The organism is Saccharothrix sp. NRRL B-16314, assembly GCF_000716595.1.
Lineage (GTDB): Bacteria > Actinomycetota > Actinomycetes > Mycobacteriales > Pseudonocardiaceae > Actinosynnema.
The window spans coordinates 130,048-155,977 of record NZ_JNXC01000040.1 but is presented as its reverse complement, the minus strand read 5'-3'; the positions used below and the strand labels follow the sequence as shown (position 1 = coordinate 155,977).

The window sequence follows — 25,930 nt, the reverse complement described above, 5'->3', positions numbered from 1 at the left end:
GAACGGTCCGTCAGGACGGTCGGGCAGCAGGCTCCGCCGCCTGCTCGACCACCGGCGGCTTGAGGTGGCTGGTGGCCCAGGCGAGCACGATGCCGATCCCGGCAATGGCCGCACCGGTCAGGATGGGGGCGGAGGGGCCGAATCCGCTGATCGCCGCACCGCCGGCAGCCGAGCCCACCGCGATGCCCACGTTGACCGCGGAGGCGGGCAGCGAGGACGCCAACCCGGCGCCGGGGCCGGCCAGGGTCACCACGCGGAGCTGGAGCGCCGGTGCCATGCTCATGGCGAGCACACCCCACACCGGCAGCACGAGCGCCACGAGGAGCGGGCTGGAACCGACGAAGTGGAGCGCCAGCAGGGCGACCGCAGTGCCGACGGTCGCGACGATCAAGGTGGCCGTGGCGTTCTTGTCGGCGAACCGGCCGCCCCCGAAGGAGCCCACCGCGGTGGCCAGGCCGTAGGCGAACAGGAACGCGCTGACCACCGCACCGGTGACGCCCGTGACGTCCTGCAGGAACGGCACGACGTAGGTCAGGGCCGTGTACAGCGACGCGAACACCGCGACGTTCAGGGTCAGCATGGCGAGCACCCGGGGTGCGAACGCGTACTTCGCCTGGCCGGTGCCGCCGCGACCGGTGCCGGCCACCGGGGGGACCAGCACCGCTGTCGCGATCAGCGCGAGCACGCAGAGCGCGATGACCGCGGTGAACGAGCCGCGCCAGCCGAACCCCTGGCCGGCCAACGTCCCCAGCGGCACACCCACCGCGGCCGACACCGTGACACCGGAGATGATCACGGAGATCGCCCTGCCCGCGCGCTCCGGCGGGACGATCGACAGGCCCGCCACGAACGCGACACCGATGAACAGGCCCTCGACCGCGCCGGCGATGAAGCGGACCGCGATGGCCAAGCCGTAAGCGGAGGTCGACACCAGGACCACGTTGGCAAGGAGGAACACGACGAGCGCGCCGATCAGGACGGTCCGCTTGTCCACCTCCATCGTCAGCATGGTCAGGGCCGGGCCGCCGATCGCGATGCCCAGCGCGAACGAGGTCACCAGAGCGCCGGCAGCGGACACGGATACGCCCAGGTCCGCCGCTATCAGATCCAGCACACCGACCACGAGCAATTCCGCGCAGCCCATCACGAACACACCGAAGAACAGCGTGACCAGGACGAGGGTCGCACTCCCCCGACTCGACGTCGTTTGCCGCGCACTCATGCAGACCGTCCTTTGTGGATGCTCGTTGGACGTCGCGAGGCGAGCAGCCGTCAGCGCACCGCGTCCGGGCAAACTGCTCTCATTTCGCAACCAGTTGCACACTAGGGCACAATGGCGCGGGTAGGCAACCGGTCCGGAGGTGTGGGTGCGATGCGGAAGGACACGCGGTCGAACTGCCCGATCAACCTGTCGCTGGAGATATTCGGCGACCGCTGGACCCTGCTGGTCCTCCGCGACGTGATCTTCGGCGGCGCGCGGCACTTCCGCGAACTGCTCGCCGGTCCCGAGCGGATCTCCTCGAACATCCTCGCCGACCGGCTCGCCGTGCTCGTCGAGCACGGGTTGCTCACCAAGGCCGACGACCCCTCGCACAAGCAGAAGGTCACCTACAACCTGACCGAGCAGGCGATCCAGCTGGTGCCCGTCTTCGCCCAGCTCAACGTCTGGGGAGCACGGCACCTCCCGGTGACCGACGTGCACGCCGCCCGCGCGGAAGTGCTCGCCGTGGGCGGCCCACCGCTGTGGGAAGCCTTCATGGACGAACTCCGCGAAGCCCACCTCGGACCACGAGCCCGCCTAAGGCCGGCGCCGAGCGGCCCCACCGTCGCGGCGCAGATGCAGGCCGCCTGCGCAGCCGCATCGGACAGCGCAGGCCAGACCTCACCGGCTCGCCCGGATTACACGGGCGAGCCGGTCCCGAGAGTCCGACGACGGCTCAGATGAACCGCCACAGGTGGTCGTTGGTGCCGTTGTCGTCCCAGATGACGATCTGCGCGCCGCGTGCGGTGGAGGCACCGTTGACGCCGAGGACGCGCCCGCCGTTGCCGCACTGGATGCGGAAGTAGCCGTTGGCGCCGTGGCGCAGCCGCCACTTGTGGTCGTTGGTGCCGTTGTCGGACCACTGGAGCACCCGGGCGCCGTTGGCGTTGGCGGCGTTCTCGACGCCCAACACCTTGCCGCTGTGCGAGTTGCGCAGCCGGAAGTACCCGTCGGGGTCCACGACGGCGGTCCAGAGGTGGTCGGCGGTGCCGTTGTCGTCCCACTGCACGGCCAGGCCACCGTCGGCGGTCGACATGTTCTGCACGCCCAGGACCAGGCCGCTCGCGAGGTTCTGGACGCGGCGGGCACCGGTCGGCACGAAGCGCCAGCGGTTGTCGGCGGACCCGTTGTCCTGGTCCTGCACGGCTTGGGCGCCCGCGGCGGTGGAGCCGTCGAGGATGGCGAGCAGCTTGCCGCTGTTGCCGTTGCGCACCTTGTGGGTGCCGTCGCCGTTGTCGAGGACGGTCCACTTGTGGTCGGCGCTGCCGGTGTTGCTCCACTGCAGGACGCGGGCGTTGTCCGCGGTGGACATGTTCTCGACGCCGAGCACCTTGCCGCTGTTCAGGTTGCGCAGCCGCACGGCGCTGCCGTCGGCGACCAGTTCCCAGTTGTGGTCGGCGGTTCCCGTGTCGTTCCACTGCACGGCGAGGCCGCCGTCGGAGGTCGACATGTCCTGCACGCCCAGCACCAGGCCGGTGGCCGCGTTGACCAGCCGGTAGCCGCCCGCCGAGCCGCCACCACCGCCGCTGGTGCTCCAGTAGACGGTGTAGTTGTGGCCGTGCGCGTCGTAGAACGGCCCGAGGTTGACCGTCGCGCCGTCGGCCCGCGCGGTGAACGCCAAGCCCGAGGTACCGGTGCGGGTGATCGAGGTCGTGTCGAGCACGGGGAGCCTGCTCAGGGTGGTGTTGCCGTAGTTGCCCGACAGCACGACCGGTCCGTACGTGATCGCGACGACGGCGGGGTTGTCGTTCGAGGGCTGCATCACGACGCGCATCGGCAGGCGGACCGTCACCGTGTCACCGGAAGCCCACGACCGGGTCAGTGCGGCGTAAGTGCCGGGGGTCGTCGTGATGTCCTGCACCGCGCCGTTGACGCTGACCGTCGCGCCGGTGGTCCAGGCGGGGATGCGCAGGCGCATCGTCCACGACCCGCTCACGCTGCCCGTCACGGTCAGCGTGGTGGTGTCGGAGGCGGGGTAGGTCGTGGTCTGGGTGACGGTGATCCCCCGCTGCGCCCACGTCAGCACCGACGGCGTGTACAGGTTCACCGTGAGCGTGGTGCCGTTGTGGAAGTACACGGAGCCCGCCAGCGACGTGTTGACCTCCAGCGCGGTCCCCTGGCAGCACCAGAACGTGCCGTAGTCGGTGCTCCAGTTGCCGCCGCCCCAGGCAGGTCCGGTGTTGCCGCGCCGGTGGCCCGGGTTGAGGCCGGTGAAGTAGCAGATGTGGCCGTGCGAGTCGGCCGTGTTCTGCTGGCCGAGGAGGTGGTTGAGCAGGGCGCGCTCGTAGAAGTCGAAGTAGGCCGCCCGGTTCGGGTCCAGCAGCCACAGCTCGCGGGTCAGCTTGAGCATGTTGTAGGTGTTGCACGCCTCGGCCGTGTCGGTGCTGAGGTAGGCGGCGATGGCGTTCGGCCCGCGGAAGTGCTCGGCCTGGCTGTTGCCGCCGATGACGTAGGTGTGCGCGCCCACCGTGATGTTCCACGCGTTCGACGCGATGTCGCGGTAGCGGGTCGTGCCCGTGGCCTTGTACTCACGCGCGGCGCCGATCCACTTCGGCACCTGAGTGTTGGCGTGCAGCCCGCTGAGCCGGTCCTGGTTGGCCGCCAACGGGTCGAACACGGCGGCGTGGTCGAACCGCTGCGCCGCGGCGAGCCACCGGCTGTCCCCCGTCTGCTGGTACAGGTCGGTCAGCACCGCGTTCATGCCGCCGAACTCCGTGCCCAGCACCCGCTGCATCTGGCTGTAGGACAACCGGGCCGTGCGCCAGTCCACCCAGCCCGCGAACCGCAGCAGCACGTCACGCGCCTGCACGTTGCCGATGTACCGCCACACGTCCAGCAGACCCGCCAACGTCTTGTGCAGCGAGTAGTAGGACACCGACTTGGGCGAGCCCGCCTCCATCGCGTCGAAGTCCGACTCCGGGAATCCTGACAGGTAACCGGTGTTGAACCCGGCCGCCGCGTTGTTCGCCTGGCACTTGGCCAACTCGGCGACCATGTAGTTGGCCCGGTCCCGGGACGTGGTGTCGCCGAGCACCGCCCACGCCTGCGCCCACGCGCTGAGGAAGTGCCCCTGGCTGTGGGTGCGGAACGGGAAGTTCGGCGCTTCCCAGCCGCCCAGCGCCGCCGCGCCGTTGGTGGACAGCCGGTGGTTGGCGCGGAAGTTGTACAGCAACCGGTTCACGTCGACGAATCGCAGGTACGACAGCGTCCGGTTCTGGTTGTCCATCCAGCGGCCGGGGCTCAGCCGCACCTCGCCGAGGTCGAACGCCTGGGCGGACACACCGATGTCACCGCGGACCGGCGGAACCGTCGCCGCGACCGCGGAACCCGGCGTCAGGCCGGGCACGGTCGTCGCGACGGCCGCGACACCGACGGCTTGCAGCAGCGTGCGGCGGCTCAGGGGTGACGACATGAGCTCTCCTGTGGGTTGGGGAACGCCGATGACGTGGCAGAGCCGGTGCGGCGAGTCGCGCAGGAGGAGCGCGGTGATGCGACGACGACCGCAGGAAGTCTGGACGTCGGGTCTTCAGGACATCCGACCGCGACGGGGAACGCACTGCGGCGGCAACGATCCACACCGTGTCGGAACGTGAGCGGTTCGCCGTGTTCGTCGCATCGGAGTCCCCATCGTCGTCGTTGACGGGCGGTCGTGGCGGCTGTCAGCACAGTAACCACCGCCGGACCGGGGCGTCAACGCTGCGAGCCGCTAAAATGTTCACGCTCACTTTAGCGGCTGCAACGTATCTCGACCGTCACAAGTCAGCCGTAGCTACCTCCCTGCACGAAGAATGCCGTCGTCCGTTGAGCTGCAACCGGCAGGCCGCCCAGCCCACCGGCCGCCTTGTGTGAGCGTGAACATCAGAAGCCCCAGAGCCGCCAGGTCTGGTTGAGCGGGCTGCCCTGCCCGGCGGGGTTGCACGTCCACTGGTGGACCAGGGCGCGTGCCGCCGTGGAGATCGTGCTGACGTCGACGCACTTGCCGCTGTGCCGGGCGACGAGCTGGTAGTCGTGGCGGTCGTTGCCCGAGTAGGTGACCTTCCGCAAGGTGAACTGCTGGTTCCGCGCCCCGGCGATGCACGTCCACTGCTGCACTGCGGCGCCATCGGCCGACGACACGCCGTTCACGTCGAGGCACTTGCCGGTCTGCTGGTTGACGACGGTGTAGGTGTCGGCGGCATCGGCCACCGGCCGGAAGTCCCACAGCTGCTGGTCTCCGCCGTCGCAGTGGAACTGCTGCTGCCGGTTGCCGTCCGCGGTGCCCCGGTTCGCGTTGTCCAGGCACTGCTGCGAGTGCTGGGCGACGGCCACGGACGCGACACCGCGGCTCGACGGCGGGAGCAGCGTGATGGTGAAGGCGTCGTCGGCGTTGGTGTGCGGGAGGTTGACCGTGGTGCCGTTGCCGGACAACGTCACCACGGAGTTCTGGATGGTGATCGGCCCCTGGACGGCACCGCCGTTGTTGTGCGGGATGCGCTGGGCGACCACCCGCACCTGGTTGTCCTGCACGACGCCGCTCGTCGCGTCCAACCGCCGCAGGTCGACGGCGATGTTGCCGGTGGTGCCGCCGCCGCCGACCAGGACCTTCACGACACCGTTCGCCTTCGTGGCGAACGCGTCGTAGGCCGGGCTGGGCGTGACGGAGGCGATCTGCCCCGTCTGCGAGCCGTAGAAGCGGTAGACCCACCACTCGCCCTTCGGCAGGTGCTGCCCCGACTGGTTGCGGACGAGCAGGTTGCCGAGGTCGTTGTGCAGGTTGCCCGCGCTGGCCCAGTTGGCGCGCAGGCCGTCCGCGCCGGCCCGCTCCAGGCGCGCGACGTACCAGGCGCCGTCACCGGGGTTCTGCTCGTTGCCCGCGCCGTACTCGTTGATCTGGTACGGGCGCGGGTGCGGGATGCCGCGCGCGTCCAGCGTGGTGTTCGCCGCCGCCACGTTCGCCACCGGGTCGCCGGGCAGCGAGTGCCAGCTGATGATGTCGGGCACCGTGTTCGAGCCGCGGACGAAGTCGAGGTACTGGTTCCACCACGCCCCGTTGGTCGTCGGCACGCCCGCGAAGCTCGGCCCGACGATCAGCTGCTCGGGGAACGCGGCGCGGACGCGTTGGTAGGTGCGCCGCCACAGCTCGAAGTACTGCGCCTGCGGGCGGTTCCAGAACAGGGTGATGTTGGGTTCGTTCCACAGGTCCCACTGGACCGGGACGCCCGTGGCCCGCACGTCGGCGATCAGGCGGGTGAGGAAGTTGTCGTAGTCGGTCCAGTTGCCGTTGTCACCGGGGAAGCGGGAGATCGGGTAGCCGTCGGCGCCCCACAGGTCGTGCGGCAGCAGGATGAACTCGCCGCCCAGCGACCGGGTGCGCAGCAGTTGCGCGCGCGTGGCGTTCCACCGGCGGTCGTACTTGCCCGTCACCCAGCCGCCGGGGCTGTCGAGCTGAGCGCCTCCGGCGCGCATGTACCGGAACTTCACGTCGCGGTAGAAGTGGTCGGCGGGACCGGCCGCGTCCTCGGTCATGCCGTAGATCCAGCCGGAGGCCCGGTAGGTCGGTGAACCGCCGGCGGTGGAGAAGTCGACGGAGATCGACTCGTCCCCGGCCAGGGCGGACGGGCCTGGTGCGACCACGGACGCTAACGCGGACGCGACCAGCGCGGTGACCGCGGCGAGACCACGGCCTCGCCGTCGTGCGGGTGTGTGGGCCACGCGTGACTCCTTTGTCGTAGAAAGGGTTTGCACAGCGGGGGTTCGCGATCGGACCGGTTCGGCTACCCCGCCGACGTGGCGGGGCGATCCGGAGCGCTGCCGCCCGCTTCGGCCAGTCGGGCCTCGGCGTCCGCGGCGAGCAGCAGGTAGGCACTCGCGGTCCAGGTGTAGGCGCGGTCGCGCAGGCCCTCGCCGGTGAGGGCGTCGAAGTTCTCGGCGAAGCCGCTCTTCTCGCACACCGCGCGGAAGCGGGCGCTGACCTGGTCGGCGAGGTCGACCGCGCCCCCTCGGCGCAAGCCGTCCTCGACGAGGACCGTCGAAGGCGCCCACACCGGGCCGCGCCAGTAGCCGTCGGCTTCGTAGTGGGGTGAGTCGGGCCGTTCGGTGGCGGGGCCGACCGCGGTCAGGTGCCGGGCGACGCCCTCGGCGAGCTTCGCGTGCACGTCGGGAGGCAGGTCGGCGCCCAGGACGACGGGCATGAGGTCGAGCAGGCTCGCCGTGGTGCGCGAGGTGCCGTCGAGGGCGCGGCTCGTGAACGCCGTCCCGTCCCACAGCGTCGTCAGCATCGAGTTCAGCATCGTGTCGGCCTCCCGCTCCCAGCGCTCCGCCGCCGTCCGGTCACCGAGCTCCCGCGCCAGCAAGGCCAGTTCCCTCATCTGCACCACGAGGAAGGCCGCGAGGTCGGCGGACTGCACGAGCCGCCGCTCGTCGAAGACCGTCGAGTTGTCCCAGCCGCTGTCGTTGCCGTGCTCGTAGTGCGCGAACGGCTCGCCCGGCGCGCGGCGGTGGTCGAGCCAGAAGGTCGTCCACGCCTCCAACTGCCGGTACAGCAGCGGCAGTTCGGCTGCCGGGACACCGCCGGGCAGCGTCGACCGCAACCTGCTCGCGGCCCAGCCGTGGATGGGTGGTTTGACGAAGTTGTGCAGGACCTCGGCGTGCGTGACCGAGTCCGGCAGCGCGCCTTCCCCGGTCTGGTGGTCGAACACCACCTGGAACTGGTCCCACGCCAGGTCGGGCGCCCCCGGTGCGAGGGCGAGGGCGTTGAAGCAGTGGTCCCAGCTCCAGACCTTGTCCATCCAGTTCTTCGACATGAGCACCGCGGGGCGGCGGACGAAACCCGCCGGGCTCACCGTGGCCGACCACAGCACGTAGCAGGCCACTTCGGCGGCAGGGGTGCGCTCGGAGCGCCAGGGCGCCACGGCGTCCGCGAACCGCGCGAAGGAATGCCGCGAGGCGGCCACCACCTCGGCGAACGTCACGGTGGTCGAGAACCGCTCGCGCGCGGTCGTCAGCTCCTCCACCACGAGCTCCCACTCGCCGCCGTCCCCGCCGGCGACGACCGCCCGTTCCGCCGTGCCGAGCGCGGAAGCGCCTCGCACCTCCACGTGCCCGGCCAACACGGTCACCCGGTAGCGGTGACCCGTCTCGTAGGAGGTGAAGACGTACGACGAGGTGACGGGGTCGTGGAAGAAGTGGGTTCCGGTGAAGGGCGTGAGGGTCGGGTCCGCCGCGGCGATGCGCAGGCCGAGGCCGTCGCCGGTGATCCTGAGCGCCGAGGGCGATTCGAACGCCGCCGCGACCCTCGCCCGGTCCGCGGTCCAGGTGAGCAGCGCGGGGTCCGCGTTGACCTCCGCGGGCACCTTGGCGCCGGCCACCACCGGCACCAGCGACAGCACGGCGTGCATGCCGTTGCGGTGGGACACGAGGTGCAGGTCTTCGGCGTAGGCGGCGAGCCCCACCACCGGAGAGATGCCGAACCACGCCCCCGAGTGGCTGAACGGGATCTCCCGCACCGAGAAGTCGTCCACAAGTCCCCCTTGGTCAGTCTTTGACGGCGCCCGAGGTGATACCCGCGGCGACGAAGCGCTGGGCCAGCACGAGCAGCGCGGTGGCGGGCACGGAGGCGACCACGGCGGTGGCCATGATCGCGTTCCACTCCTGGTTGTTGTTGCCGATGTAGCGGTAGATGCCCAGGGTCAGCGGTTGCATCGATCCCCCGCTGTCCAGCGTCGCGGCGAACACGAAGTCCGACCACGCCCACAGGAACGCGAACAGCCCGGCGGTGACCACCCCGTTGCAGCTCGCGGGCAGCACCACCGACCAGAACGTGCGGAACGCGCCCGCGCCGTCGATCCGCGCCGCCTGCACCACCTCGTCGGGCACGGACGCCATGAACGAGGTCAGGATCAGCACGGCGAACGGCACGGCGATCGTGGAGTCGGCGAAGACCAGGCCCCACACCGTGTTGGTGATGCCGAGCTTGACGTAGATCCCGTACAGCCCCAGCGCCATGATGATGCCGGGGATCATCTGCGCGACCAGCAGCACGAACGTCAGCGGTCCTCGGCCACGCGGGCGCAGCTTCGCCAGCGAGTAGGCCGCGGGTGCGGCCAGTGCCAGCGTCAGCACCACGGTCCCGAGCGCGACGAGCAGGCTGGTCCCGAAGTAGGGCAGCTGCTCGTCCAGCACCCGCGCGTACCCCTCGAACGTGGGGTTGCCCGGGAAGAGGTCCGGCGGCGACTTGCGCATGTCACCCGGAGGGGTGAGCGAGACGTTGACCATCCAGTAGACCGGGAAGAGCATCACGGCGGTGAGCAGCAGGCCCACCGCGGTGTGCCACCACGACCGGGTCACGACGCCTCCCGGTGGCGTTGGCTGCGCACGTACACCAGGCCCGCGACCACGGCCATCAGGATGAGCACGTTGCCCACCGCCGAGCTGGGTCCGAAACGGGGCAGCATGCTGCCGAACCCCAGCTCGTAGGACCAGGTGGCCAGGGTGGTGGACGACCCGCCGGGGCCGCCGCGCGTCATGATCCAGATGATGTCGAAGACCTTCAGCGTGTAGACCAGGCCGAGCAGCAGCGTGACCGCGGAGACGGGCCGCAGCATCGGGAAGGTGACGTGCCGGAACGCCTGCCAGGAGCTCGCGCCGTCCAGGGCCGCCGCCTCGTGCACCTCGGCGGGGATGTTCCGCAACCCGCTGTAGAGCACGACGAGGTTGAACGGGATGCCGATCCAGGTGTTGGCGACGATCACCGACACCAGCGACCAGTCCGGCGAGGTCAACCAGTTCACCCCGTCGAGCCCGAACCACGCGAGCGCCGCGTTCACCACACCGGCCTCGCTGTTGAACATCCACGCCCACGTCGACGCCGACACGATCAGCGGAAGCAGCCATGGCACCAGGAACAGCGCTCGCAGCGTCGCCGACAGCCGGAACCTGCGGGAGAAGAAGAGCGCCAGCGCCAACCCGATGCCGTACTGGAACACCAGCGACGCCACGGTGAACACGACCGTGTTGAGCAGCGCGGTGCGGAAGACGGGATCGGCGAACACGTCGCCGTAGTTGGCCAGTCCGATCACCTGCGCGCCACCGTGGACGAAGGTGCGGACGGTGTAGTCGCGGATGCTCAGGTCGACGGTGGTCAGCAGCGGATAGCCGTAGCACAGCAGCAGGTAGGCGACGAGCGGGACGAGGAACGCCCAGCCGACGAGGTTCTTGCGGAACACGGCCTTACTTCGCCGACGCCGCGGCGGTCTGGGCGTCCTTGAGCGCTTCCGCGGCCGGCTTCGACCCGGTCAGCACCGCCTGGACCGCGGTCCACAGCGGTTGGGAGATCCTCGGGTAGCGGGTGCCGCGGCCGTCACCGGTGCGCCCCTTAGCGGCCTGCACGGCGTCGACCCAGACCTTCAGCTCCGGCCGTTCAGCGACCTGCTGCTCCTGCACCGAGGGGATGGCGGAGACGTAGGTCAGCGCCGAGTCGGTGGCCGCCACCGTGTCGGCGTCGGTCAGGCAGCCGGCGATCTTCGCCGCGGTCGCCTCGCGGTCCGCCGCGCCCTGCACCGGCACGGTGACGAACTCGCCGCCCGTCGGTCCGGGCGCGACGCCGCCGTCACGGGAGGGGATCGGGATGACGCCGTGCTCGAAGCCCAGCTTCGCGGCGTTGCCCAGCTGCCACGTGCCGTTCTCGGCGAACGCGTACTCGCCGGTGGCGAACTCCTGCCAACTGGTGGTCTGGGTGTTGCCCACGACCGAGTTCGGCGCGTACCGCTTGTCCAGCCAGGACTTCCACAGCTCCACCGCCGCGACGGCCTGCGTCGAGGACAGGTCCGTGAGCTGCGCGCCCGCGCCCCAGAACCACGGCAGGAACTGGAACGAGCCCTCCTCGGTGCCGATGGCGGAGAACGTGATGCCCTTCTTGCCCGCACCCACGACCTTGGCCAGGGCCGCGTCGAGCGACGCCCAGTCCGTCAGCGACGCCGGGTCGACGCCGGCCTGCGCCAGCACCGCCTTGTTGTAGTAGAGCGCCAGGGTGTTCGCCCCGATCGGAACCCCGTACGCCTTGCCGTCCACCTCTCCTGCGGCAACCAGGTTGGGCGACGCCTGCGAGGCGTCCAGGCCGGTGTCCTGGTTGGCCTTCAGCACGCCGCCCTCGGCGAGCGTGGAGACCACGGGGTTGTCCACGACCAGCACGTTCGGCGCGGTGCCCTGCTGTGCGGCGAGCAGCACCTTGTTGGTCAGGTCGGAGGTGTCGTACGCCTGGCGCTCGACCGCCACCCCGGCCTCCGTGCCGCACTTCTCGATCACCTTCACCCACTCCGAGCTCGCGTCGAACTGCGGGTACGGGTCCCACACCGCGAAGGGGGCGGCCGTTCCGCCTGCCGTGTCCCCGGCGGAGGAGCACGCGGTCAGGGACAGTCCCGCGGTGACCAGGGCGACGGTCACGCGTCGGCCGAACGTGGAGCGCTTCATGGGCGAGGTCCTTCCAGGCGACTGCGCCGACGACCGTCGAACCATCATCGAACCGGTTCGAGTGGTGCGATGTTGCGCCAACGTAGCGGCACGCGATAATCGGCGCAAGGCTTGGTTGCCCTACCATCAGTGGCCTGTCGAACCGGTTGGACGGAGAGCGCATGAACATCGGTGAGATCGCGAGGCGGGCCGGCGTGTCCCGGAGCACGGTGTCGTACGCGCTCAGCGGGAAGCGCCCGGTGTCGGCCACGACCGCGCAGCGCATCAACGACGTGATCGCCGAGCTGGGCTACCGGCCGAACGCCAGCGCGCGGGCGCTGGCCGAGGGGCGCACCCGCACGTTGAGCCTGGTGATACCGCCCGCGAGCCGGCGGCTGACCGACGTGCAGTTGAGCTTCGTCGCCGGTGTCGTGGAGGCGGCGGCCACGCACGACCTCGACGTGCTGCTGTCACCCAGCGGCGGCGATCACGACCGGTCGTTCGAGCGCGTCGTCACAGGCCGCCGGGTGGACGGCGTGATCCTGATGGAGATCCTCCTCGACGACCCGCGCGTGGCCCGCCTGGAGCAGGAGTCGCTGCCGTTCGTGACCATCGGCCACGTCGAGCGCCCGGGCACCGCGCCGTGGGTGGACGTGGACTACGCGGAACTGATCACCCGCTGCGTGCACCACCTCGCCGACCTCGGCCACCGCGACGTGGTGCTGATCAACCGGTCCGACGAGCTGGTCGCCGCCGGGTACGGGCCCGCCCTGCGCTCGTCGTCCGGCTTCCTCACCGCCGCCGAGCAGCGCGGGCTGACGGCGCACACCGTGTGCTGCGCGGACGAGCCGGCGGCGGGTCTGGCGTGCTTCGAGGAGATCCGCCGCCGGTGGCCGGAGGTGACGGCGGCGGTGACGATCAACGAAGCGGCGCTGCCCGGACTGCAACGGGCCCTGCGCCACGCCGGCCTGGACGTGCCGCGCGACTTCTCGATCACCGGTGTGATCGCGAGCCGCCTGGCGGAAGGCTTCCACCCCCCACTGACCGCCGCCGACGTGCCCGCGGGGGACATGGCGCAACTCGCCGTGGACTTCCTCGTGGAGCAGATCGCGAACCCGGGCGCCGCACCCCGGAACGCACTGCTCCAACCGGCCATCGCACTGCGGTCGAGCACCGGAGCCCGCCGCCACTGAGAAGGGCGGCCGATGCCGCACTTCGCCCCCACCCAACCCGGCCGCCGCAGCTGGATGGGGCGTGTGGGGCGGGGCAGGGCGGTGGTGCGCGGCGGTGCGGCGGGTGCGCGGCGGTGCGGCGGGTGCGCGGCGGTGCGGCGGGTGCGCGGCGGTGCGGCGGGTGCGCGGCGGTGCGGTGCGGCGGGGCAGAACAGACCCGGCGCAGCGGCCCCGGGCAGAACAGGCCGCTGCCGCGGTCGCCCGCGCGGGTGGTCAGCCCCGCGCGGGCGGTTGGTGCGGCCCTCTCACCCGCCGGTGGAGAACGCGGCGTCGAAGGACGATGACGGCGCGTCGAACAGGTTCCGGCGCACGAACTCCAGGGCTTCGGGCGCGCCGACCAGGCGGTCCATCCCGGCGTCCTCCCACTCGACGCTGATCGGACCCGCGTAGCCGATGGTGTTGAGCATCCGGAACGACCGCTCCCACGGCACGTCGCCGCGCCCGGTCGACACGAAGTCCCAGCCGCGCCGCGGGTCGGCCCACGGCAGGTGGGAGCCGAGCCTCCCGTTGCGCCCGTCCCCGACCTGCCGCCGCGCGTCCTTGCAGTCGACGTGGTAGATCCGGTCGCGGAAGTCCCACAGGAAGCTGACCGGGTCGAGGTCCTGCCACACGAAGTGCGACGGGTCCCAGTTGAGGCCGAACGCGGGCCGGTGCCCGATCGCCTCCAGCGTCCGCACCGTGGTCCAGTAGTCGTACGCGATCTCGGACGGGTGCACCTCGTGCGCGAACCGGACACCCACCTCGTCGAACACGTCCAGGATCGGGTTCCAGCGGTCGGCGAAGTCGGCGTACCCGGCGTCGACCATCGACGGCGGTACGGGCGGGAACATCGCCACCGTCTTCCAGATGGACGAACCGGTGAACCCGACGACGGTCGACGCCCCGAGCTTCGCGGCGGCCCGCGCGGTCACCTTCATCTCCTCGGCCGCACGCCGCCGCACACCCTCGGGGTCGCCGTCACCCCAGATGCGGGAGGACAGGATGCCCTTGTGCCGCTCGTCGATCGGGTCGTCGCACACGGCCTGACCGGTGAGGTGGTTGGAGATCGTCCACACCTTCAGGTCGTGCTTGGCCAGCACGTCGAGCCGATCGCGCACGTAGTCGTCGTCCTCCGCCGCCCGCCACGGGTCGAGGTGGTCGCCCCAGCAGGCGATCTCCAGCCCGTCGTAACCCCACTCGGCCGCCAGCCGGGCGACCTCCTCGAACGGCAGGTCGGCCCACTGGCCGGTGAACAACGTGATCGGACGCGCCATCTCGTTCTCCTCTCAGACGTCTCGCCAGGTGCGGGACGCCGCGCTCGCCTCGACGGCGGCCAGGACGCGCTGCAACTGGAGCCCGTCGGCGAACGACGGGGTGGGATCGGTGCCGGCGGCCACGGCGCGGACGAAGTCGACGGCCTGGTGGGTGAACGCGTGCTCGTAGCCCAGGCCGTGGCCGGCGGGCCACCAGGCGTCGACGTAGGGGTGCTGCGGCTCGGTGACGACGATGCGGCGGAAGCCTGCCACCGCCGCGTCGTCGGTGCCGTCGTAGTAGTGCAGGACGTTCATGTCCTCGAAGTCGAACGCCAGGCTCCCGGCCGAACCGTTGATCTCGATGCGGATGGCGTTCTTGCGGCCGTTGGCGAACCGGGTCGCCTCGAACGAGCCGAGCGCTCCACCGGCGAACCGGGCCAGGAACAGCGCGGCGTCGTCCACGGTGACCGGCCCCGTCCCGGCCGACGCGGCGGTACCGGAAAGGCCCGCGTGCTCGGCGGCCAAGGGGCGCTCCGACACGAACGTCTCCAACGTCCCGGACACCTCGCGGATCGTGTCGCCGAGGATGAACTGCGCGGCGTCGACGATGTGCGCGCCGATGTCGCCCAGCGCGCCGGAACCGGCCCGCTCCTTCTGCAACCGCCACGACAGCGGAGCGGACGGGTCGACGATCCAGTCCTGGAGGTACTGCGCGCGCACGTGGTGGACGCGCCCGAGTCGCCCCTGCGCCACGAGGTCGCGGGCGAGGGAGAGCGCGGGCACGCGCCGGTAGGTGAACCCGACCGCGGAGCGCACGCCGCTCGCCGCGGCACGGGCCGCCGCCTCCGCCATCACCTCGGCTTCGGCGACGGTGTTGGCCAGCGGTTTCTCGCACAGCACGTGCTTGCCCGCGTCCAGCGCCGCGACGGCGATCTCGGCATGCGTGTCACCGGGCGTGCAGATGTCCACCACCTGCACGTCGTCCCGGTCCAGCACGGTCCTCCAGTCGGTCACGGCCTCCGCCCACCCCAGCCGCCCGGCGGCGGCCTCGGTGCGGACCCGGTCCCGGCCGCACACCACGGCCATCACCGGGCGAAGCGGCAGGTCGAAGAAACGGGGCGCGACCCGCCACGCCTGGGAGTGCGCGGCTCCCATGAACGCGTGGCCGACCATCGCGACGCCCAACGCCGATGTCGTCAAGGCAGGAACCTCCTAGGACTCGAACGCGGTGGGCAGGTAGCGGTCGACGTTGTCCTTGGTGACGACCGGTGCGAACAGCTCGACCTGGCGCGGGACCTCGACCTCGACCAGGTCGCCGAGGCTCTTGCCCTGCACGGCCAGGCGCGCCAGCCGGATGCCGTCCGCACCCTGCGTGGACGGGTAGACCACGGTCGCCTTGTGCAGGCCGTTGTCCGCCTTGATCTCGCGCATCACGTTCGCCGACCCGGCCCCGCCGACCATGAAGAACTCGCTGCGGCCGGAGTTCTTGATCGCCGCCGTGACGCCGACACCCTGGTCGTCGTCGTGGTTCCACAGGGCGTCGATGCGCGGCGCGGCTTGGAGCAGGTTCGCGGCGGCCCGCTCGCCGCTCTCCACGGTGAACTCGGCGGCGACCCGGTTGTCGACCTCCAGCCCGCAGTCGCCCAGGGCGTCGGCGAAGCCCTTGCTGCGCTCCTGCGTCAGGGGCAGGGAGTCGATGCCGGCGATCTCGGCCACCACGGCGTCGGGCTTGCCGGAGAGCTTCTCGCAGACGTAGGTACCCGCGGAGACGCCCATGCCGTAGTTGTCGCCCAGCACGGTCGAGCGCGCGGCGAACGGGCTGCCGAACTCGCGGTCGACGTTGATCACCGTGATGCCGGCCTTCATCGCCTTGAGCGCCACCGGCGTCAGCGCCGCGCCGTCGAACGGCAGCAGCACGATCGCGTCGACCTTGTCGTTGATGAACGTCTCGACCTGGCTGATCTGGAGGTTGACGTCGTTGGTGCCCTCCACCACCTTCAGCTCCACGTCGGAGTACTTCGCCGCCTCCGCCTTGGCGGCGTTGGTGATCGCGGCCATCCAGCCGTGGTCGGCGGCGGGCGCGGAGAAGCCGATGACGACCTTCTCGCCGGGTTCGTCGTTGGCGACCCGGGCGCCGCCCTGGTTGCCGGTGCCGGCGGCGGGTTCGGGGGTGTTGCCGGTGCAGGCGGTGAGGGCGAGGCCGACCGACAGGGCGGCGACGAGACGGGTTGTTGCCTTGGGTGACATGGGTTGTGCTCCTCGGAGTGGCGGCGGGTGTGTCGGCGTCAGGCGCCGCTGCGGCGGGCCAGCCGCTGCTGGAGCAGGACGGCGGCCACGATGATCGCGCCCTTGGCGACGGCCTGGGCGGAGATGGAGAGGTTGTTGAGGGTGAACACGTTCGACAGCGTCGTGAAGATCAGGACGCCGAACACGGTGCCCGCGATGGTGCCGCGACCGCCGGACAACAGCGTGCCGCCGATCACCACCGCCGCGATGGCGTCGAGCTCGTAGAGCCCGCCGTGGGTGGAACTGCCGGTGGTGGTGCGGGCGATGAGCATGACCGCGGCGATCCCGCAGCACACACCCAGCAACGTGTAGAGCAGCACGGTGTGCCGCCGCACGTCGATGCCCGCCAGCCGGGCGGCCTCGGGGTTGCCGCCGACGGCGAACGTCCGCCGCCCGAACGTGGTGCGGTTGAGCAGCACCCACCCCGCGACCGCCACCAGCGCGAAGATCACTACCAGCACCGGCACGCCGAGCACCGACGCGTCGAAGAACGCGGAGAAGCCGGGCACGTCCACGATCTGGGTCTTGCGGTTGGACAGGATCTCGGCCAGGCCGCGGGCGGCGGCGAGCATGGCCAGTGTCGCGATGAACGCCACGATCCGCCCGTAGGCGATGAGCAGGCCGTTGACGACCCCGCAGCCGGCGCCCACGGCGAGCGCGGCGAACACGAGGACCAGCCAGTGGGCGTCGTTCGCCATGGCCTGCGTGGCCAGGGTCGTGGCCCAGACCGACGACAGCGCCACGATCGCGCCGACGGACAGGTCGATGCCGCCGCCGGTGATCACGAACGTCATGCCGACGCTGACCACGCCGATCACCGACGCCAGGCGCAGGATGGTGAGCACGTTGTCGACGTCGGCGAACCGGTCGCCGGCGGTCGCCACACCGACCAGGCACAGCAGCACCAGGGCGACGACGAGGCCGGTGTTGCGGCCGGCCGCGGACCCGAGCAGCGCGGTGACGCCGCGCTTCTCGTGGTTCGCGGTCGGCGGCCTCACCGCGGTGGTGTTCTCGCTCATGCGGCGGTTCCTTCCATGACCAGGTCCAGGACCCGGGATTCATCGATCTCGCGGGCCGGTCCCTCGTGGACGACCCGGCCTTCGCGCACCACCAGCACCCGGTCGGCGAGGCCGAGGACCTCTTCCACCTCGCTGGACACGACCACCACGGCCACGCCACGACCGGCGAGGTCGCGGATCAGCTCGTAGATCTCGCTGCGCGCCCCGACGTCCACGCCCCGGGTCGGCTCGTCGAGCAGCAGCACGCGGCACTCGCGCAGCAGCCACCGCGCGAGCACGACCTTCTGCTGGTTGCCGCCCGACAGGGTGCGCACCGCCCGGTCCACGCCCGGCGGGCGGACGTCCAGCGCCGTGGTCAACTCCTGCGAGCGCGCACGCTCCGCGCCGCTGTCGAGGAAACCGAAGCGGGAGAACGCCGACAGCGTGGACACCGTGACGTTGCGATAAACGGCCTGGTCCAGCAGCAGGCCCTGGCTCTTGCGCTCCTCCGGGCACAGCCCGACGCCCGCGCGCACGGCCGCGCCGACGTTCCCCCGCCGCAGCCGCCTGCCATCCACCTCGACAGTGCCCGCCGTCGGCTTGCGCGCTCCGTAGACGGCTTCCAGGATCTCCGACCGTCCCGACCCCACGAGACCGGCGAGGCCGACCACTTCGCCCGCGCGGACGGTGAAGTCGACACCGGAGAACCGCTCCCCCGCGGCCAGGCCGCGCACCACCAGCACCTCGGGCGCGCCCGGGTCGACCGGTTCGCGCGGCGGGAAGGCGTACTCCACGTCGCGACCGGTCATGAGCCTGATCAGGTCGGCGGTGCGGGTCTCGCGGGCGGGCAGGCCGGTGGCCACCGTGCGGCCGTCCTTGAGCACGGTCACCCGGTCGCCGATCTCGCGGATCTCCTCCATCCGGTGCGAGATGTAGACGATCGCCACGCCCTGGGCGGTCAGCTCCCGGATGACCCGGAACAGCGTCCGAACCTCGTCCTGGTCCAGCACCGCCGACGGCTCGTCCATGATCAGCAGCTGCCCGTCGCGGGACAGCGCCCGCGCCATGCTCACGATCTGCTGGTTCGCCGCGGACAGCCGGCCCACGTCGCGGTCCGGCGGGATGTCCGGGTGGCCGAGCCGGTCGAGCAGGGCCTTCGTCCGGCGGTGCGCCTCGGCGCGGCGGGTGAAGCCGGCGGTCGCCAGCTCGTGGCCGAGGAAGACGTTGTCGGCAACGGACAACCCGGCCACCAGGTCCAGTTCCTGGTAGATGGCGGCCACGCCGCTGCGCATCGCGGCGGTCGGGTTGTCGAACGACACGACCTCGCCCCGCCACCGGATCTCGCCCTCGTCCGGGCGGTGCGCGCCGGCCAGCACCTTGATCAGCGTCGACTTGCCGGCGCCGTTCTGGCCGAGCAGGCAGTGCACCTCACCGGCGCGCACGTCGAAGTCGACCCCGCCCAGGGCCGTCACGCCGGGGAAGCGCTTCACCACGCCCCGGACGGACAGCAGCGGCGCCGTCGTGGTCGTCATACGATTTCCTCCTGTGCCAAGGGCTTGTCGACCGGCTCGACGAGAACGGGGTCGCGGAAGACGCGGTCGAGGATCTGCGACGCCCCGCCGCGCACGGAGCCGGAGAAGCCCAGCGGCGAGAACGCCACCCGCGTGCCGCCGACGTCCCGGGCGAAGACGTGGCCGCGCAACTCCTCGCGCAGGGAACCGGCGATCCACGGTCGCAGGGCGGCGAAGTAGCCGCCGAGGACCAGCAGGTGCGGGTTGAAGGCGTTGACCAGGATGCCCGCGCCGATGGTGAGCCACCGGTCGATGTCGGCGATGGCGGCCAGCACCCGCGCGTCGCCGGCGGCGGCCAGGTCGCCGATCCCGGCGAGCCGGCGTTCCAGGTCCGGCAGCGGGTCGTCCTCCGACTGGTCTCCTGATCCGTGCACCGGGTCTTGCTCAGGTGCTGCGGCGAGCAGCGCGTTGAGGCCGACGGCGGCCTCCCAGCAACCCCTGCGACCGCACCCGCACAGCGGTCCGTCCGCGCGGACGCGCATGTGCCCGACCTCGCCCGCGAACCCGTGCGCGCCGCGCAGCAGTCGTCCGCCCACCACGACGCCGCTGCCGACGCCGGCCGCGCCGGTGAGCAGGATGAGGTCGCCCCCGCGGTCCAGGCCCTGCGCCTCCACCTCGGCCAGCGCCGCGAGGTTGGCCTCGTTGTCCAGCAGCACGGGGTACGGCGGTTCGCCCAGCAACCTGCTGATCTCGGCGACCACCGGGACGTCGGTCCACCCGAGGTTCGGCGCCGCGCGCACCACCCCGGTGTCGGCCTCGACCAGGCCGGGCACGGCGATGGCGACGCCGACCGGTCGGACCCCCACGCCGACCAGCGCGGAGACCAGCAGCCGACCCAGCCGGGCGAGCACCAGCGCCGGTTCCATCGCGGCGGTGTCCAGCGCGATCCGCTGCCGCGCCACGACCTGGCCGCGCAGGTTGAGCACGAGCACCGACAGGTAGCCGATGTTGACCTCGGCCCCGACCGCGACGACGTGCTCGCCGTCGAGCCGGATGATCTGGCCCGGCCGCCCGACGGTGGCCCGCTCGGTCTCACCCTCCCCCACCAGGCCTCGGTCGACGAGCTCGGCGACCAGGCTGGACACGGTGGCCTTGTTGAGCCCCGTCTCCTCGGCGAGCCGCGCCCGCGACCGCGGCCCGTGGTCGCGCAGGTGCGACAGCACGACGGAGAGGTTGTGCCGGCGGACCGTGGCCTGGTCCGCGGTCGATCCGCCCGTGCGCGGGCGAGTCGGCCTGTTCTTCATGGCACTCCTCAGATTTCGGGCAGGACGAGGTCGGCTGATCGCCCTCGGGCGTGGTCGGTCGAGCGGGTGAGGCCCCGGGGGTGGGGCCTCACCCGTGACCGTCAGACGTGCTGCAAGCAGCCGTCGTCGTGCCCCGGCCGGGGCGTGTACCGGCCGGTGGCCTCGACGTTGCCCGCGACATCGATCGACCGGTACTCCAGGAATTCCTTGCCGTTGGGCCGGATGCGGATCTCCTCGCCCCGGTGGACCCGCCACTCGCCACCGGAGAGCCGGTACTCGGTGCGGGCCACGCCCGAGGTGGCGTCGGAGGCGGTGAGCCCGACCCTGGACGCGGACGAGCCGCGCTTGGCCTTCGTGACCGGTGGCGCGGTGTCCACCTTCACGTCGACCGCCTGCTCCGCGGAGGTGTTGCCCGCCGCGTCGGTCGCCCGCACCGCGACCCGGTGGTTGCCGTCGCCCACGGGCACGGCGCCGGTGTAGGGCAGCCACGGGCCGCCGTCCAGCCGGTGCTCCAGCACCGGGCTGCCGGAGGTGCCATCGGTGGCGGTCGCGGACACCAGCGCCTGCTGCGTCCACCACCCCGCGGGACCTGCGGCGTTGTCCGTCTTCACGGTGAGCTGCGGTGCGGTGCGGTCGACCTTGACGGTCGCCGTCTGCTCCGCGGAGACGTTGCCGGCGGCGTCGGACGCGCGGAACGCGACCACCCGCTCACCGTCGTCGCTGAACGAGAGGGGCGTCGTGTACTCCGCCCAGTCGCCCTCGCCCACCCGGTACTCGACCCGCACCGGCCCGTTCCCGTCGTCGGTCGCGGAGGCGGTCAGGGTCACCGGGGCCGTCCACCAGCCGCCCGCTCCGGGCGCCGCCGGGTCGGTGACGACCGACAGCACCGGAGCCGTCCGGTCGGTGCTCACCCGGAAGTGGCCGAACTCGGCGGGCTTCGACGCGGTCTGACCGCCGCCGAGGGCGAACAGGCCGATCCGCGCCCCGGCGAGGTTCTCGTTGACCACCGGTTCCAGTGACGTCCACTCCTGCCCGTCCGCGCTGTACGAGCCGGTGTAGGTGGAGCCGGACTTGGCCAACCGCAGGTGCCACACGCCCCCGGTGAGGCCGTTGACCCCCGGTTGCGGTTGACCCACCACGTCACCGCTCTCCGTCCGCAGCTCCACGCCGCGCTGCACGGGAGTGCCCGCCTCGTTGGTGGCGATGTGGTCGAGCTTCACGTAGTTCGCGTCGTCCGCGTACGCGATCAACCCGGCCTGCTGGTAGCGCTCGTCGAGCGCCGACGCGTCGACCTCCGTCTCGATCACCCAGTCGCCCTCGGGGGCGCGCTGGAGGACGAAGTTGGCCGGGGCGTCGGCCGACTCGCCGTAGATGTCGCCGTCGCTGGTGTCGATGCGCAGGCTGCCGTCGGCCACGCCGTACCGGGTCGGGTCGGGCCGGACCACGGCGTTCCAGCGGCACCCGTCCAGCGCCGTGCCGGCGAAGTCGTCGTCCGGTGCCACCGACGCGGACTCGTCGGGGGTGAGGGTGAACCAGTCGAACTCGGCGTCCACCACCGGGCGGTCACCGCCGCCACCCACGAGCGAGAGCAGGCCGATCTTCGGGTTCACCAGGCCCGCCAGCGCCTTCGTCTCCGGCATGTCGGTGAACGCCTGCCCGTCCGCGCTGTAGGACGCGGTCAGGTTCGTGCCGTCGCTGGTGAACCGGACCCACGCGGTGTCGGGGAACCCGGCGCCGAGCGACGCGGTGTTCGAGTCGCCGACCTCGTTGGGCTGCCCGGCCTCCTCGCGGATGAACTGGAAGATCCGGCTCGCCGCGTCGTCGGTGTCCGAACGGCCCTGGAGCACCATCTTGGCGTAGTTGTCGTCGTCCCCGTAGATCACCAGACCGGCCTGCTGGTAGGCGCGCCGCACGGGCACGCGCACCTTGGCCGTGGCCTGGAACGGCCCGGACGGCAGGTCCTGGAGCACGATGTTCGGCGTGGTGTTGGTGGTGCCGTAGATGTCCGAGTTGGCGGTCGGCAGCACCAGGTGGCCGTCGCGCACCGCGAGGTCCTGGTTCTCCCGCACCACGGTGGTCCACCGGCTCCGGTCGAGCGCGCCGCCGAGGAAGTCGTCCGAGCGGCCGGAGAAGCAGGTGACGTCGGGCGCGCGGACGCTGATCTGGACGGTCTTCGTGCCGCTCGCGCCCCGCGCGTCGGTCGCGGTGACCTTGGCGTTGAACGTGCCCGCGGCGGTGTAGGTGTGGCTGACCGACGCGCCCGTGGCGGTGCCGCCGTCGCCGAACACCCAGGTGTAGCCGATCGGGGTGTCGCCGTCCGGGTCGGTGGCCGACGCGGTGAAGTCGACCTTGAAGGGCGTGGTGCCCGACGTCGTGCCGGTCGTGACCTCGACCGCGGGCCGCTGGTTGTGCGTCACGCCGCGACCGGCGAACTCCACCCAGTTCACGTTGACCAGGTAGCTGGTCGTCGTGCTGCCCTCCGGCCTGCGGGTGACGAAGTACAGCTCGGACCCGGCCGGCACGTCGTCGGCGATGTCGGCGGTGGCGGTGGTCCAGTTCTGCCAGCCGCCGGTGGCGGCGAAGGTCGCCGTGCCCGCGAGCGGGCCGTCCGGAGCGCCGACGCGGACCTCGATCCGGGCGCCCTCGGACCCGGAGGCCACGCGGAACCGCACCTGGTCGACGCCTTCGAGCGTGGCCGGGCTCAGCGAGAACCAGTCGCCGTCGGTGATGAACCCGATGTTCTGGCCGCCGCCGGTGTCGGTGGTGCTCTCCTTCTCCACGCCGGCCGTGTCGTCGCCGACGCCGTCCGCGGTGCGGCCGGTGCCGGTGTAGAACTCGGCCTCCTTGTGCTTGGGCTGGAGCACCAGGATCGACTCGCCGGTCAGCGGCGACGCGCCGTCACCGCCCTTGTCGGTGTACTTCGCGGTGAGCACGCCGAAGATGTTCGCGCCCACGTGGCCCTCGTCGCCGGACATCAGCGCCAAACCCTCGCAGCCCCGGTACTGCTCGTAGCCGTGGGAGTGCTCGTCGTGGCCCAGGGCGGGCTGCACGACGACGTCCTGGCAGTCGACCGTGCCGTCCTCGGCGTCGGTGACCGTGACGCGGTAGGAGACCTGGTCGCCGAAGTCGATGAAGCCGCCGTCGGCCGGGGCGGTCAACGTGACCACCGGCGGGGTGTTGCCGACGACGATGCCCACGTTGGCGACCGCGGACCTGCCACCCTGGTCGGTGACGGTGAGCCGCGCGGTGTAGTTGCCGTTGGCGGTGTAGACGTGGCTGGGCGCGGCCTCGGTGCTGTCGGTGGTGCCGTTGCCGTCGAAGTCCCACTCGAACGTCAACGGGTCGCCGTCCGGGTCGCGCGACCCGGCCGAGTCGAACACCACGGTCAGCGGCGCGTGCCCGGAGGTCTTGTCGGACTTCGCCACCGCGACCGGAGCCCGGTCGCCCCGCACGTAGTCGATGCGGTAGACGCCGCTGTCGGCGTTGTTGCCGCCGAAACCGGAGCCCCACTCGATCAGGTACAGCGAGCCGTCCGGGCCGAACTGCATGGCGTGCGGCCGGTTGAACGCCATCCCCCTCAGCATCCGGCTGATGTCGACGACGTTCGTGCCCTCCGCGTCGAGCTGGAACGAGAACAGCCGGTTGTCGTTCCAGTCGCCCCAGATCGCCTTGCCGTCCCAGTAGGCGGGCCACTTGTGCTCGGACGCGAGCTGCGGGTCGTACCGGTAGGTGCCGCCCGCCAGCGGCGCACCGCTGCCGCCGATCTCGGGGTTGCCCGTGCTGCTCTTGCCCTGCCAGATCTTGGTGCCGATCGCGGCAGGCAGCTCGGTGATCCCGGTGTTGTTCGGCGAGTTGTTCACGGGGTTGGCGCAGTCGAACGCCTCGCCCGAGGCGCCGGTGGCGAAGTCGTAGTCGATGTAGGGGGTGTTGTCACCCACGCAGTACGGCCAGCCGTAGAACCCGGGTCGGTCCACGACCATCCACTCGACGCGGCCGTCCGGACCGCGCCGGGCGTTGCCCTGGCCCGCGTCGGGGCCGTAGTCGGCGACCTGGAGCTTGTTGGTCAGCGGGTCCAGCCCGATGCGGAACGGGTTGCGGAAGCCCATGGCGTAGATCTCGGGCCGGGTCTTGGCCGTGCCGGCGGGGAACATGTTGCCCGCCGGGACGGTGTAGGTGCCGTCGGCCTGCGGGGTGATGCGCAGGATCTTGCCGTTGAGGTTGTTGCTGTTGGCCGAGGAGCGCTGCGAGTCCCAGGCCGAGCGGCCGGCGGTCTCGTCGAGCGGCGCGAAGCCGTCGGAGGCGAACGGGTTCGTGTTGTCGCCGGTCGTGATGTAGAGGTTGCCGTCGTTGTCGAACTCCAGCGCGCCGCCGGCGTGGCAGCACTGATCGCGCTGGGTCGTGACCGTCAGTACGACCTTCTCGCTGCCGGCCACGATCGCGTCGCCTTGCAGCGTGAAGCGGGAGACCCGGTCGACGGACTCGGTGCCCGCGGGCGAGTAGTACAGGTAGAAGTGGTTGTTGGTGGCGAAGTCCGGGTCAAGCGCGATGCCGAGGAGACCGAACTCCTGTCCGGTGTAGACGTTCAGCGTGCCCGCGGTGACGACCGCGCCGTCACGCCGGACGATGCGCACGGCGCCGTTGCGGTCGATGTAGAACACGCGGCCGTCGTCGGCGATCGTGAGTTCCATCGGGTTCGCGGTGGTGTCGTCGAGGGTGACCTTCTCGAAGGCGTTGGTCCGGGTGGCCGAGCAGTCGGCCTCCACGGCACCGGCCGCGGTCTGGATGCCCTTGAGCAGGTGGTCCAGGAAGGCCGGCTCGGCGAAGGACTCGTCGTCGTGGCCCAGGCCCGTGTACCAGGAGCGCCCGCCGTCGTAGTCCTGGCACCAGGCGATCGGGTGGCTCGACCCCATCGTGCCGCCGCTGTAGCTCGTCTCGTCCAGCTCGGCCAGCACGTGCACGTCGGCGGAGGGGTCGGAGCGGTAGTTGTACCACTCGTCGAAGCGCCGCCAGGTCTGCGGCAGGGTCGCCGTCGACGGGTGCGCCGGGTCGGTGACCTTGACGGTCGCGTCCTGCGGTGCGGGGTGGCCGGAGAAGTAGGCGCCCACGAGGTCGCCGTACCAGGCCCAGTCGTACTCGGTGTCGGATGCGGCGTGCACGCCCGCGTACCCGCCGCCGGCCCGGATGTAGCGCTCGAAGGCGGCCTGCTGGGTGGCGTCGAGGACGTCGCCGGTGGTGGAGAGGAAGAGCACGACCTCGTACTCGGCGAGGTTGGTGTCGGTGAACGCGGCGGCGTCGGCGGTCGCGTCCACGGTGAAGCCGTGGTCGACGCCGAGTTGGCGGATCGCGGCGACGCCCGCGTCGATCGACGGGTGGTGGAAGCCGGCGGTCTTGCTGAAGACGAGGGCCTTGAACGTCTCGTCGCCGTGGCCCGGGTGCGCTTGGGTCGGTGTGGCCAAGGAGACCAGCGACCCGAGCAACGCCGCCACGACCGCGGCGACCGACCACCGTCTCCTGCCGCGTCTGGACGAGCTCACCATTGAGGCCTCCAACCCGATAAGCGCGCTGCGCGGCTGATCACGGAATTAGTCTGTCGGGTAAACAAATTAATGAGGCGTTTTCCGGGGGGTCAAGGTCGCCGGCCTGTCCACAACTCGCCAATCGTCGACCTGCCCGATGGCCGC

General features: G+C 71.2%; 16 protein-coding genes. 2 read left to right on the top strand and 14 right to left on the bottom strand.

Annotated features, from left to right (window positions below):
- Positions 1-10: 10 nt before the first annotated feature.
- A complete protein-coding gene (locus OQ02_RS35755) occupies positions 11-1,222 on the bottom strand; it encodes an MFS transporter (RefSeq protein WP_033443086.1) in 1,212 nt (403 codons plus the stop codon).
- Between the two features lie 150 nt (positions 1,223-1,372).
- Here OQ02_RS35755 and OQ02_RS35750 point away from each other — a divergent pair, with 150 nt between their 5' ends.
- On the top strand, positions 1,373-1,945 hold the full coding sequence (locus OQ02_RS35750) for a winged helix-turn-helix transcriptional regulator (protein WP_081916176.1): 573 nt from the start codon (positions 1,373-1,375) through the stop codon (positions 1,943-1,945).
- Here the strand turns inward: OQ02_RS35750 and OQ02_RS35745 are convergent.
- From OQ02_RS35745 to OQ02_RS35720, 6 genes are all read right to left on the bottom strand, one after another.
- Positions 1,938-4,673, bottom strand: coding sequence for a beta-L-arabinofuranosidase domain-containing protein (locus tag OQ02_RS35745; RefSeq protein WP_033443085.1), 2,736 nt, complete (start codon positions 4,671-4,673; stop codon positions 1,938-1,940). The two genes, OQ02_RS35750 and OQ02_RS35745, sit on opposite strands and share 8 nt — an antisense overlap.
- A gap of 446 nt (positions 4,674-5,119) precedes the next feature.
- Positions 5,120-6,952 carry an RICIN domain-containing protein gene (locus tag OQ02_RS35740; protein ID WP_033443084.1) on the bottom strand — a complete coding sequence of 611 codons (1,833 nt, stop codon included), beginning with the start codon at positions 6,950-6,952 and terminating at the stop codon, positions 5,120-5,122.
- Between the two features lie 62 nt (positions 6,953-7,014).
- Positions 7,015-8,760, bottom strand: a complete 1,746-nt coding sequence (locus tag OQ02_RS35735; protein ID WP_051773201.1) for an amylo-alpha-1,6-glucosidase — start codon at positions 8,758-8,760, stop codon at positions 7,015-7,017.
- Positions 8,761-8,773: 13 nt separating this feature from the next.
- Positions 8,774-9,535, bottom strand: a complete 762-nt coding sequence (locus OQ02_RS35730; RefSeq protein ID WP_051773214.1) for a carbohydrate ABC transporter permease — start codon at positions 9,533-9,535, stop codon at positions 8,774-8,776.
- Positions 9,536-9,582: 47 nt separating this feature from the next.
- Positions 9,583-10,464, bottom strand: coding sequence for a carbohydrate ABC transporter permease (locus tag OQ02_RS35725; RefSeq protein WP_051773200.1), 882 nt, complete (start codon positions 10,462-10,464; stop codon positions 9,583-9,585).
- A 4-nt stretch (positions 10,465-10,468) separates the two neighbouring features.
- Entirely contained in the window at positions 10,469-11,707 is a 1,239-nt protein-coding gene (locus tag OQ02_RS35720) for a sugar ABC transporter substrate-binding protein (protein WP_033443082.1), read from the bottom strand.
- 161 nt (positions 11,708-11,868) lie between these two features.
- On the opposite strand from OQ02_RS35720, the gene OQ02_RS35715 reads away from it, so the two are divergent.
- Positions 11,869-12,879 (top strand): LacI family DNA-binding transcriptional regulator, encoded by a 1,011-nt coding sequence (locus OQ02_RS35715; protein ID WP_033443081.1) that lies wholly within the window; start codon positions 11,869-11,871, stop codon positions 12,877-12,879.
- A 284-nt stretch (positions 12,880-13,163) separates the two neighbouring features.
- On the opposite strand, the gene OQ02_RS35710 is transcribed toward OQ02_RS35715, so the two are convergent.
- The 7 genes from OQ02_RS35710 to OQ02_RS42025 all read right to left on the bottom strand — a co-directional run bounded on the left by OQ02_RS35710 (position 13,164) and on the right by OQ02_RS42025 (position 25,783).
- Complete coding sequence (locus OQ02_RS35710) at positions 13,164-14,171, bottom strand: sugar phosphate isomerase/epimerase family protein (protein ID WP_033443080.1); 1,008 nt, start codon at positions 14,169-14,171, stop codon at positions 13,164-13,166.
- Positions 14,172-14,183: 12 nt separating this feature from the next.
- Entirely contained in the window at positions 14,184-15,323 is a 1,140-nt protein-coding gene (locus tag OQ02_RS35705) for a Gfo/Idh/MocA family protein (RefSeq protein ID WP_033443123.1), read from the bottom strand.
- Positions 15,324-15,362: 39 nt separating this feature from the next.
- Entirely contained in the window at positions 15,363-16,397 is a 1,035-nt protein-coding gene (locus OQ02_RS35700) for a substrate-binding domain-containing protein (RefSeq protein ID WP_033443079.1), read from the bottom strand.
- Positions 16,398-16,435: 38 nt separating this feature from the next.
- Positions 16,436-17,455 carry an ABC transporter permease gene (locus tag OQ02_RS35695; RefSeq protein WP_033443078.1) on the bottom strand — a complete coding sequence of 340 codons (1,020 nt, stop codon included), beginning with the start codon at positions 17,453-17,455 and terminating at the stop codon, positions 16,436-16,438.
- Positions 17,452-18,966, bottom strand: a complete 1,515-nt coding sequence (locus OQ02_RS35690) for a sugar ABC transporter ATP-binding protein (RefSeq protein ID WP_033443077.1) — start codon at positions 18,964-18,966, stop codon at positions 17,452-17,454. The genes OQ02_RS35695 and OQ02_RS35690 overlap by 4 nt, the downstream gene beginning before the upstream one ends.
- Positions 18,963-20,249, bottom strand: a complete 1,287-nt coding sequence (locus tag OQ02_RS35685; protein ID WP_033443076.1) for an ROK family transcriptional regulator — start codon at positions 20,247-20,249, stop codon at positions 18,963-18,965. Before OQ02_RS35685 ends, OQ02_RS35690 begins: the two co-directional genes overlap by 4 nt.
- A 101-nt stretch (positions 20,250-20,350) precedes the next feature.
- Positions 20,351-25,783, bottom strand: coding sequence for a ThuA domain-containing protein (locus tag OQ02_RS42025; protein WP_197043645.1), 5,433 nt, complete (start codon positions 25,781-25,783; stop codon positions 20,351-20,353).
- Positions 25,784-25,930: the final 147 nt, after the last annotated feature.

What these genes read in the sequence shown, in the direction of transcription:
- OQ02_RS35755 (WP_033443086.1), bottom strand. Translation starts at nt 1,222, where the DNA reads ATGAGTGCGCGGCAAACGACGTCGAGTCGGGGGAGTGCGACCCTCGTC.
- OQ02_RS35750 (WP_081916176.1), top strand. Translation starts at nt 1,373, where the DNA reads ATGCGGAAGGACACGCGGTCGAACTGCCCGATCAACCTGTCGCTGGAG.
- OQ02_RS35745 (WP_033443085.1), bottom strand. Translation starts at nt 4,673, where the DNA reads ATGTCGTCACCCCTGAGCCGCCGCACGCTGCTGCAAGCCGTCGGTGTC.
- OQ02_RS35730 (WP_051773214.1), bottom strand. Translation starts at nt 9,535, where the DNA reads ATGCTCTTCCCGGTCTACTGGATGGTCAACGTCTCGCTCACCCCTCCG.
- OQ02_RS35720 (WP_033443082.1), bottom strand. Translation starts at nt 11,707, where the DNA reads ATGAAGCGCTCCACGTTCGGCCGACGCGTGACCGTCGCCCTGGTCACC.
- OQ02_RS35715 (WP_033443081.1), top strand. Translation starts at nt 11,869, where the DNA reads ATGAACATCGGTGAGATCGCGAGGCGGGCCGGCGTGTCCCGGAGCACG.
- OQ02_RS35710 (WP_033443080.1), bottom strand. Translation starts at nt 14,171, where the DNA reads ATGGCGCGTCCGATCACGTTGTTCACCGGCCAGTGGGCCGACCTGCCG.
- OQ02_RS35705 (WP_033443123.1), bottom strand. Translation starts at nt 15,323, where the DNA reads ATGGTCGGCCACGCGTTCATGGGAGCCGCGCACTCCCAGGCGTGGCGG.
- OQ02_RS35700 (WP_033443079.1), bottom strand. Translation starts at nt 16,397, where the DNA reads ATGTCACCCAAGGCAACAACCCGTCTCGTCGCCGCCCTGTCGGTCGGC.
- OQ02_RS35695 (WP_033443078.1), bottom strand. Translation starts at nt 17,455, where the DNA reads ATGAGCGAGAACACCACCGCGGTGAGGCCGCCGACCGCGAACCACGAG.
- OQ02_RS35690 (WP_033443077.1), bottom strand. Translation starts at nt 18,966, where the DNA reads ATGACGACCACGACGGCGCCGCTGCTGTCCGTCCGGGGCGTGGTGAAG.
- OQ02_RS35685 (WP_033443076.1), bottom strand. Translation starts at nt 20,249, where the DNA reads ATGAAGAACAGGCCGACTCGCCCGCGCACGGGCGGATCGACCGCGGAC.